This is a genomic window from Bradyrhizobium sp. USDA 4501, assembly GCF_054062115.1.
This window is the reverse complement of the sequence record NZ_JBSSEX010000001.1, coordinates 4,549,554-4,558,540: the sequence shown is the minus strand read 5'-3', so window position 1 is coordinate 4,558,540 and position 8,987 is coordinate 4,549,554. Positions and strand designations below refer to the sequence as shown.

Genomic DNA, 8,987 nt, shown 5'->3' with positions numbered 1-8,987 from the left:
AGGTTGCACTAGCCACAAAACACGCTATCGTGCAGACATTGCACACGCAGCATCATTGCTTCGAATTTTTCACAAATCGTACGACGTATTCGCGGAGGACCGATGGCCGATCCGTTTCTTTCCGAAGTCCGCATGATGTCGTTCGGCTTTGCGCCCAAGGGTTGGGCATTTTGCAACGGCCAACTGCTTCCCATCGCTCAGAATCAGGCACTGTTCTCGTTGCTAGGTACGACCTATGGCGGGGACGGGCGCGTCACTTTTGGCCTGCCCGACCTTCGAGGCCGGGTGCCGATAAGTATGGGCCCCGGCTATACGCTCGGCCAACGCGGCGGCGAGGAGAGCCACACGCTCACGATCAACGAGATGGCGCAGCACAATCATTTGGCCAACGCCACCAACAGCAACGGTAGCCAGCCGCTCGATTCGGGGGCCTATCTCGGTGCCTTCAACAACGGCTACAGCATGTCGACGACCGACATCACCCCGCTCAATCCATTGACCGTGGGCAATGCCGGCGGCAGCCAGGCCCATCAGAACATGCAACCGTTCCTGACGATCAATTTCAGCATTGCCCTCCAGGGCATTTTCCCCTCGCAGAATTGACGAGAAGCGCCGATGTCAGAATCCTATTTAGGCGAAATCCGTATGTTCGGCGGCACCTTTGCCCCGGTCGGATGGAATTTCTGTGACGGCAGCCTGTTGGCGATCTCCCAGTACGACGCGCTGTTCAATCTGATCGGCACCACCTATGGCGGCGATGGCCAATCCACCTTCGCGGTCCCCGATCTGCGCGGCCGTGTGCCAATCCACACGGGCACCGCCAGCAGCGGCACGACCTATGCCATGGGGCAGACTGGCGGCGTCGAAAACGTAACACTCACGACGCAGACGATCCCGCAGCATTCGCACGCCTTCATCGCCGCGAAGCAGACCGGCACCGCGTCGAACCCGCAGGGAAATATTCTCGATCAGACGACCGGCACAATCGCGATGTATATCGACGGCCAGCCGCCCGACGGGGCCATGGCAGGCGGAATGCTGACGAATACCGGCGGAAACCTGCCGCACAGCAATTTGCAGCCGCTGCTTTGCGTCACCTTTATCATTTCGCTGTCCGGCATTTTCCCGAGCCAGGGCTAGGAGCGCGACACCATGGCCGACCCCTTCGTCGCCGAAATCCGCATCTTTCCGTTCAACTTCGCTCCCAAGGGCTGGGCCTTCTGCAGCGGCCAGATCCTGCCGATCTCGCAGAACACGGCGCTGTTTTCGCTGCTCGGCGTCACCTATGGCGGCAACGGCACCTCGAATTTCGCGCTTCCCAACATGCAGGGCAACGCGCCGCTGGCGCCCGGACAGGGCCCGGGGCTGTCGCTGTATGACCTCGGCGAGACCATCGGCTCCCCCAATGTGACGCTGCTGCAAAACCAGATACCGCAGCACAACCACCCCGTGAACGTCGGTACGCAGGACACGGCCGACGTTCAAGTCCCGAGCCCGACCCGCATCCTCGGCAAATCGGCCAACGCGTTCGCCTACGTGCCCGGGAGCCCGGCGCCAACACTGACGCAGATGAACGCCACCATGATCGGCATGACGGGCGGCAACCTTCCGCACAACAACATGCTACCTTACCTCACGCTGAACTTCTGCATCGCACTGCAGGGCGTCTTCCCGGCGCGAGGCTGAGCTCGTTTTGGCTCTCGACGCGCCAGGCACCATCACGTCCGCCTTCGGCTGGGCGCGCGCGGCCGAAGTCGGTTGCGGCTTTCGCCGCCTGTCGGAGGCGGACCTGCCGTTCCTCGGCCGCCTCTATGCCTCGACGCGCGCCGAGGAACTTGCGCCGGTGCCGTGGAGCGAGGCCGACAAGGCTGCCTTTCTCGAGCAGCAATTCCGCGCCCAGCACGCGCACTACCAGCAGCACTATCCGAACGCCGATTGGCTGGTGATCGCGCGCCAGGGTGAAGACGTCGGCCGGTTCTATCTCGAACGCTGGCCGAGCCAGCACCGCATCATCGACATCGCCTTCCTGCCCGAGCATCGCGGCAGGGGCTACGGCGAAGCGTTGCTGCGCGACGCGATCGACGAGGCGAAGGCCGCCGGCAAGGACGTCTCGATCCACGTCGAGAAGCTCAACCCGGCGATGCGGCTCTACCGGCGGCTCGGCTTCATCACCGAGGAAGACAAGGGCGTTTACGACCTGATGCGCTGGCGGGCGGCAGAGCGTCAGGTGAAGATCGCTTGATAACCATTGCCGTCCGCGACCGGACCGATCGGCACCAGGAACATCTCGATCACGCCCAATGCCGGATGTCGCACCGGATAGATCGCCTGCGGCAGCCACGCGCCCTTCGGCGCCGTGAACAGCAGCGAGAATGCGCCACCCGGCCGGCCGCTGTTGCCCGCGGGCTCGACCTTGGCGAGCTTCAGCGGCACGACGCGGTCCCTCTCCGCCTGCATCGCGAACTCCGCATCCTGATGCGGCGTGAAGTCTTCAATATGCAGTTTCGCGAGATCGACGGTGGATGTCATGCGCACGTCCCTGTTGCTTTCGAGGTGTAACACACGCCGCGATGTTGCCGTCAAGATTTCTGCCGGTCATCCGATTTCGACCTGAAGCTTTCACCGTCATTCCGGGGCGTCCTCTGCTTCCACGGGGAGGCAAGTAAACGCAAGACTCGGATGCAGCGCGCCGCGAGGATGCGGATGTATGACTCACGCGAGTGCCACATATTCGATGTCGTCCCGGGCAAGCCAACGGGTCGGCGCGAAGCGCCGCCCGATGACAGGCTCCGCGCGACCCGGGACCCATAACCACCGATGCCAATTGTTTAGCCAGCGCTCGGGCCACAGCTCACTTCAACAACGCAACCCTGTGGTTATGGGTCCCTGCTTTCGCACTAGGTGGTGTGGACATTTATCGCATCCATAAGACGATGGCTGCGAGAGTAACGACGGCCAGGTAATTTCGGGCGGTCTTTTCGAAGCGGGTTGCGACGCGGCGGAACTGCTTGAGTTTTGAGAAGCAGCATTCGACGAGATGACGCTGGGCATAGAGGTGCTTGTCCAGCGGATATTTGAGCGCACGTGACGGGTTGTTGGGGATGACGGCGAGCGCGCCTTTGGCAGCGATCGCCTGGCGCAAGTGATCGGCGTCATAAGCCGTATCCGCCATGACGACCTGGGCAGGTAATCCCTCGATCAATTCGGCGGCTTGCGGTACGTCGCTCTTCTGACCTGCGGTGAGCTTGAACCGTACGGGACATCCCAGGCCGCGAACGGCCATATGTATCTTGGTGCTCAGGCCACCGCGCGAGCGACCGATCGCCTGATCTTCAGACCCCCTTTTTTCGCCCCAGCGGCGTGCTGGTGCGCCCGGACGATGGTGGAGTCGACGATCAGATACTCGAAGTCCGGATCACCGGACATCGCTTCGAATATGCGCCACCAGACCCCCTTGATGCTCCATCGACTGAAGCGCCGAAACACGCTGTTCCAGTCTCCAAACACCTCCGGAAGATCACGCCAGGGAGAGCCAGTGCGCACGATCCAAAGTACGCCCTCCACAAACATCCGGTTGTCCCGTCCGGTCGAACCCTTCTGGTCAGGCCGGCCGATGATCAGCGGCGCCATCCGCTCCCATGTCGCGTCGCTCAATACCAAGCGGTCCATCACACCCAAGGCGGCCTCCCCAAAAGCAGCCTTGAATCTGATTTGCGCCTAAAAGGGAATCCTTAGAGTCCACACCACCTAGCGTGTCTACACGGTTTTGGGGCGCGACAGATTGACTCGGTGCAGCAAGAAGTGGCGTCTCTGCAGCATGTTGTATGATTCTCTCACTGGCGCTTTGATTCGAAGGAGCGCCAGCGATGCAGCCGGATTTGTCTTTGGGTGAGTTCGGGGACGTTCGTCTCGACAAAAGGGGGCGACGCTTCTCCGGGCTATGCTTTGCACGCGCAGCGTCTGCTTGCGCCAGATGGCCCGGGGCGATTGGGCTGCCAATATGGCGTTCTGGCGGTTTGTGAACAACCCCCAAGTCACGATCGATAAATTGATTGAGGGCTGGAGCACGCAGACGCGGACTGCGGTCAGCGGGCGTCATGTGCTGGCGATCCAGGATACGAGCGAGGTCAAGTTCCAGACCCAGGCGGGACGGCGGCGCGGGCTGGGCAAAGTCGGCAAGGGCAATGCTCGCGGCGTGCTGTTGCATGCGATGATGGCGGTGGATGCCGACAGCGGGGTCTGTCTTGGCCTTACTGGCGGCAACGTTTGGACGCGCAAAGGCAAGGTAAAAATCCCGCATGAGCGGCGCGCCTTGGCCGACAAGGAGTCGGCGCGCTGGGTGACGGCCGCCGAGCAAGGCCGCGACGTCCTGGCAGATGCCCGCATGATCACCGTCGTCAACGACCGCGAGGGGGATTTCTTTGCTCACTGGGCGCTGACGCCAGCTGAGAATGTCCATCTTCTGTCGCGTGCCATGCACGACCATGCGCTGGTCGATGGCGACACACTTTATCAGGCGGTCGAGCGGAGCCGCTTCTGCGACAACGCGGTGATCGATCTGCCGCAGCGAATGGATCGGCGCGGCCGGCAGGCCCATCTCTCGATGCGCTTCGGAACCGTCGTGCTCAAGCGGCCGCAGAGGCCCGGCGTCACCGACTTGGCGGAGGGCATCAAACTCAGCTTCGTAGAAGTGGTCGAGTTGCATCCGCCGAGAGGTGCGGAGCCCATTCGCTGGCTGCTCCTGACCACTCATCCGGTCGCCACCGCTAAAGACGCCTGGCAGATCGTCTCCTGGTACCGCCAGCGCTGGATCATTGAGCAACTCTTTCGCTCGCTGAAGAGCCAGGGTTTGCGCATCGAGGATAGTCAGATCGAGAGCGCCGAAGGCCTGATCAAGCTCGTGGCGGTCGCCACCAGAGCGGCATGTATCGTCATTCAACTCGTTCAGGCCCGCAACAGTGGCGAAGAATTGCCGGCTGAATTTGTCTTCACCGCAGAAGAGATCGAGACGCTCAGGGCCATCAACAAAACCATGAAAGGTCGCACCGAGCTTCAGAAAAACCACCATCGCCCCAACACCCTTGCTTGGGCGGCATGGATCATCGCAAAACTCGGCGGATGGACCGGCTACGCCTCCCACCGTCCACCTGGACCAATCACCTTCCACACCGGAATGGCCCGCTTCCAAATCCTCGCAAATGGCCCGACAAACGTGTAGATGCACTAGTGCTTTCGCAGGGACGACCGCGGAATGGGCGGCGCGACCGTATCAAGCCACCGGCCCAGAGCCCTGATGACGGCCCCGATTTCCTCCGCTAACCTCGCCGCAAAGGTCCGCCAGCAAGGCGGACCGTGTTGAGGGAGGACAGGCGCTTGCATCAAGGCCGTGTCGTATTCGGTGCCATGGACGAGGTCGTGTTCGGGCGGCCCGCGCGTGAGGCCATCATCGAGCAGCTGGACCGGATTGGCGCCGAGCGCGCCTTTCTGATGGTGTCGGGCACGCTGAACCGCGAGACCGACGAGATCGAGAAGGTTCGCGCGGCGCTTGGGCGCCGCTGCGTCGGCACCTTCGACAAGATGCCGGCGCATACGCCGCGCGCCGCGGTGATCGCGGCGGCGGAGCAGGCGCGCGGCGCGAAAGCGGATTTGATCGTCACGATCGGCGGCGGCTCGATCACCGACGGCGCCAAGGCGGTGCAGCTTTGCCTCGCCAACAACGTCACGACGTCCGACGGCATCGAGACGATCCGCACCCATGGTGGCGTCTCGCCCGCGATGAACCCACCGACCGTGCGCCAGATCAGCGTGCCGACCACCATCGCCGGCGGCGAGTTCTCGTCGATCGCCGGCGTCACCAACGAGGCCAAGCGGCAGAAGGAGATGCTGCGCCATCCGCTGGTGATGCCGCGTGCCACCATCCTCGATCCGGAACTGTCGGTGCACACGCCGGAATGGCTGTTCCTGTCGACCGGCATCCGTGCCGTCGACCATTGCGTCGAGGGCATCTGCTCGCGCGAGGCGCATCCTTACGGCGACGCGCAGGCGCTGAAGGGACTCGAGATGCTGGCAGCCGGCCTGCCGCGGGTGAAAGCCGACCCGAAGGATATTTCGGCGCGAATGGATTGCCAGATCGGCACCTGGCTCTCCACCGGCCCGCTCGCCTCGGGCGTGCCGATGGGCGCGAGCCACGGCATCGGCTACGTGCTCGGCACCGAATTCGACGTGCCGCACGGCTATACCTCGTGCGTGATGCTGCCCGCGGTGATGCGCTGGAACAAGCGCGACAATGCCGACCGGCACGCGCTGGTCGCGGCCGCAATGGGACATGCGGGCGCGGACGCCGGCGACGTGCTCGACCTCTTCATCCGCGACCTCGGCATGCCGCGCAGCCTGCAGGAGGTCCACGTCGGCCCCGAGCATTTCGACCGCATCGCAAAGCAAGCGATGCGAACGCCCTGGGTGCCGCGCAATCCGCGCAAGATCGACGATCCATCCCAGGTTCGCGAGATTCTGGAGATGGCTGCATAGAGCGCTTTCGAGCGAAGTGGGTACCGGTTCGCGTGAAGAAAACGCGTCAAACAAGAACAAGCACGATCAAGGGGGATCTGGAGTTCGATGTATACCGGCAAGCATGCTTACCTGCGCCCGCTGCAACCCGCCTTCATCATGGCCGGGACCGGCGAGACCGTCACCTATCGTGAGCTCGAGGCGCGCTCCAACCGGCTCGCGCATCTGTTCCGCAAACAGGGGCTGCGGCGGCTCGACCATTATTCGATCTTCATGGAGAACAACAACCGCTACCTCGAGGCCTGCGGCGCCGGCGAGCGCGCCGGGCTCTACTTCACCTGCGTCAACTCCTACCTCACCGCGGGCGAACTCGCCTACATCCTGACCAACAGCCAGTCGCGGATCCTGATCACCTCGAAGCTGAAGCTCGACATCGCGCGCGAGGCGCTGAAGGAGTGCCTGCGGGTCGAGCTCTGCATCGTGGTCGACGGCGAAAGCGAGAGCGATCGCATTGTCGGACTGCGAGAGACCACCGCAGGCCTGCCATCAACGCCGATCGCGGACGAATTTGCCGGCACCGCGATGCTGTATTCCTCCGGCACGACCGGCCGGCCCAAGGGCATCGTGCGGCCGCTGCCGGAGCAGCCGCCATCGCAGAACCTGCCGCTGTTCGATTTCCTGACCAAGCTCTGGCACTACCGCGAGGGCATGGTCTACCTCTCGCCGGCGCCGCTCTACCACTCGGCGCCGCAGGCCGCGGTCAATCTCACCATCCGGATGGGCGGCACGGTCGTCATCATGGAGAGCTTCGACCCGGAGCGCTATCTGCAGCTGGTCGAGCAATGGGGCATCACCCACAGCCAGCTGGTGCCGACCATGTTCTCGCGCCTGCTGAAACTGCCCGAGGAGGTTCGCGCCCGCTACGATCTGTCGACCCTCGAGATCGCGATCCATGCCGCCGCGCCCTGCCCGGCGCTGGTCAAGGACGACATGATCAAATGGTGGGGCCCCATCATCCACGAATATTACGGCGCGACCGAGGGGCTCGGCTTCACCGCCTGCAACAGCGAGGAGTGGCTCGCGCATCGCGGCACCGTCGGCAGGGTCCTGCTCGGCGATCTGTATATCCTCGACGAGAACATGCAGCCTTGCCCCAAGGGAACGCCGGGCACCGTGTGGTTCAAGACCGCCACGCCATTCGAATATTTCAACGACCCCGCCAAGACCGGCGAGGCGCGCTCGGCCGACGGCAGCATGAGCACGGTCGGCGACGTCGGCTATGTCGACGACGACAACTTCCTCTATCTCACCGACCGCGCCACCTTCATGATCATCTCCGGCGGCGTGAACATCTATCCGCAGGAATGCGAGAACCTCCTGATCACCCATCCCAAGGTCGCCGACGCCGCGGTGTTCGGCGTGCCCAATGTCGATCTCGGCGAGGAAGTGAAGGCGGTGGTGCAGCCGGTCGACGGCATCGCGCCGGGGCCGGAGCTTGCCGAGGAACTGATCGCGTTCTGCGCCGGCTCGCTGTCGCGCCAGAAGGTGCCGCGCTCGGTGGATTTCGAAGCCGAGCTGCCGCGGCTGCCGACCGGCAAACTCTACAAGCGCCTGCTGCGTGACCGCTATTGGGGCAACAAGACCTCGCGGATCGTGTGAGCGGCGGTGCGGCATCCGGACTGATGCTGCCAACCAAGCCGACGGACGCAACGGACTCGCCGGTCGCGCGGATTTCGCGCTATGCTCCGGGATCGTAAGCCAGCTTCGCCGGAGGCCGCCATGCCATTGCCCCAGCCGCGCGAGCCGGAGCCGGTGCAGGCCGGAAGGCTCGAATTCACTGCCGCCGAGATCGGTGCACTCGCCCATCTCTATCGTGGCGAGGTCTATCGCAGCACGGTCTGGCGCACCCGTCTCGACAGTTCGACCAACTGGGCGGTGGTCACGACCGGGATCGCGCTGTCGGCGACCTACAGCAGTGCGGAAGCCTCGCCCTTGCCGATGGTCCTGGTCGGACTGCTGGTGACCGTATTCCTGCTATTCGAGGCGCGGCGCTATCGCTATTTCAACGTCTGGCGCGCCCGGGCGCGGTTGCTCGAAACCGATTTCTACGCACCGATGATCCGCGGCGAGGGCCCCACACCGAACGCAGCCTGGACCGACCTGCTCGCCAACGACTACCGCCGCCCCAGCTATCACATCAGCTATGTCAGAGCGATCGGCCGGCGCCTGCGACGGACTTATGGCTGGATCTTCGCGATCCAGGCCATCGCCTATTACGGCAAGCTGGCGATCCACCCGCTACCGCTGACCACGATGAGCGCGATCTTGGACCGCGCTTCGATCGGTCCGATTCCCGGAGCCATCGTGATTCTGGCCGGTGTCGCCTTCCATTCCAGCTGGGCGCTGTTCGCCTTCGTCACACATCGCATCGAGGTCGCGGACCGGCGCACGCGGCACAATCTGATCGCAATGGGCTGAGG

The 8,987-nt window shown here is 63.5% G+C and carries 10 protein-coding genes; 8 read left to right on the top strand and 2 right to left on the bottom strand.

Annotated elements, in window-relative coordinates; translation table 11 throughout:
• Window positions 1-102: 102 nt before the first annotated feature.
• Genes ACVWZM_RS20860 through ACVWZM_RS20845 form a run of 4 tightly spaced genes read left to right on the top strand, consistent with a single transcriptional unit; the run spans window position 103 to window position 2,242 of the window.
• Window positions 103-603: a phage tail protein gene (locus ACVWZM_RS20860; RefSeq protein WP_057021217.1), complete on the top strand. Its 501-nt coding sequence runs from the start codon at window positions 103-105 to the stop codon at window positions 601-603.
• A gap of 12 nt (window positions 604-615) precedes the next feature.
• The gene (locus ACVWZM_RS20855; RefSeq protein ID WP_057021216.1) at window positions 616-1,140 is read left to right on the top strand and encodes a phage tail protein; all 525 of its coding nucleotides are present in this window, start codon (window positions 616-618) and stop codon (window positions 1,138-1,140) included.
• A gap of 12 nt (window positions 1,141-1,152) precedes the next feature.
• The gene (locus ACVWZM_RS20850) at window positions 1,153-1,686 is read left to right on the top strand and encodes a phage tail protein (RefSeq protein ID WP_456854528.1); all 534 of its coding nucleotides are present in this window, start codon (window positions 1,153-1,155) and stop codon (window positions 1,684-1,686) included.
• A 7-nt stretch (window positions 1,687-1,693) separates the two neighbouring features.
• Window positions 1,694-2,242, top strand: a complete 549-nt coding sequence (locus tag ACVWZM_RS20845; RefSeq protein ID WP_244559027.1) for a GNAT family N-acetyltransferase — start codon at window positions 1,694-1,696, stop codon at window positions 2,240-2,242.
• On the opposite strand, the gene ACVWZM_RS20840 is transcribed toward ACVWZM_RS20845, so the two are convergent.
• Together ACVWZM_RS20840 and ACVWZM_RS20835 are read right to left on the bottom strand one after the other, a co-directional pair.
• A complete protein-coding gene (locus ACVWZM_RS20840; RefSeq protein WP_229190868.1) occupies window positions 2,224-2,529 on the bottom strand; it encodes a DUF6916 family protein in 306 nt (101 codons plus the stop codon). The genes ACVWZM_RS20845 and ACVWZM_RS20840 overlap by 19 nt on opposite strands.
• Before the next feature lie 385 nt (window positions 2,530-2,914).
• Window positions 2,915-3,678, bottom strand: a protein-coding gene (locus ACVWZM_RS20835; RefSeq protein ID WP_139481326.1) for an IS5 family transposase whose coding sequence is annotated in 2 segments (ribosomal slippage) — window positions 2,915-3,340 and window positions 3,343-3,678 — 762 coding nt in all. Because the reading frame shifts where the segments join, the coding sequence is not laid out codon by codon here.
• Between the two features lie 322 nt (window positions 3,679-4,000).
• Here ACVWZM_RS20835 and ACVWZM_RS20830 point away from each other — a divergent pair.
• The 4 genes from ACVWZM_RS20830 to ACVWZM_RS20815 all read left to right on the top strand — a co-directional run bounded on the left by ACVWZM_RS20830 (window position 4,001) and on the right by ACVWZM_RS20815 (window position 8,985).
• Window positions 4,001-5,218 carry an IS4 family transposase gene (locus ACVWZM_RS20830; RefSeq protein ID WP_456853106.1) on the top strand — a complete coding sequence of 406 codons (1,218 nt, stop codon included), beginning with the start codon at window positions 4,001-4,003 and terminating at the stop codon, window positions 5,216-5,218.
• Window positions 5,219-5,373: 155 nt separating this feature from the next.
• Window positions 5,374-6,528 (top strand): iron-containing alcohol dehydrogenase, encoded by a 1,155-nt coding sequence (locus ACVWZM_RS20825; RefSeq protein WP_456854525.1) that lies wholly within the window; start codon window positions 5,374-5,376, stop codon window positions 6,526-6,528.
• Window positions 6,529-6,615: 87 nt separating this feature from the next.
• On the top strand, window positions 6,616-8,166 hold the full coding sequence (locus ACVWZM_RS20820) for an AMP-binding protein (RefSeq protein WP_456854523.1): 1,551 nt from the start codon (window positions 6,616-6,618) through the stop codon (window positions 8,164-8,166).
• A 120-nt stretch (window positions 8,167-8,286) separates the two neighbouring features.
• Entirely contained in the window at window positions 8,287-8,985 is a 699-nt protein-coding gene (locus ACVWZM_RS20815) for a DUF2270 domain-containing protein (protein WP_456854522.1), read from the top strand.
• Window positions 8,986-8,987 lie beyond the last annotated feature (2 nt).

Bases quoted from the DNA above. Each gene is read 5' to 3' on its own strand.
- ACVWZM_RS20860 (WP_057021217.1), top strand. From the start codon at position 103: ATGGCCGATCCGTTTCTTTCCGAAGTCCGCATGATGTCGTTCGGCTTT.
- ACVWZM_RS20855 (WP_057021216.1), top strand. From the start codon at position 616: ATGTCAGAATCCTATTTAGGCGAAATCCGTATGTTCGGCGGCACCTTT.
- ACVWZM_RS20850 (WP_456854528.1), top strand. From the start codon at position 1,153: ATGGCCGACCCCTTCGTCGCCGAAATCCGCATCTTTCCGTTCAACTTC.
- ACVWZM_RS20840 (WP_229190868.1), bottom strand. From the start codon at position 2,529: ATGACATCCACCGTCGATCTCGCGAAACTGCATATTGAAGACTTCACG.
- ACVWZM_RS20830 (WP_456853106.1), top strand. From the start codon at position 4,001: ATGGCGTTCTGGCGGTTTGTGAACAACCCCCAAGTCACGATCGATAAA.
- ACVWZM_RS20820 (WP_456854523.1), top strand. From the start codon at position 6,616: ATGTATACCGGCAAGCATGCTTACCTGCGCCCGCTGCAACCCGCCTTC.
- ACVWZM_RS20815 (WP_456854522.1), top strand. From the start codon at position 8,287: ATGCCATTGCCCCAGCCGCGCGAGCCGGAGCCGGTGCAGGCCGGAAGG.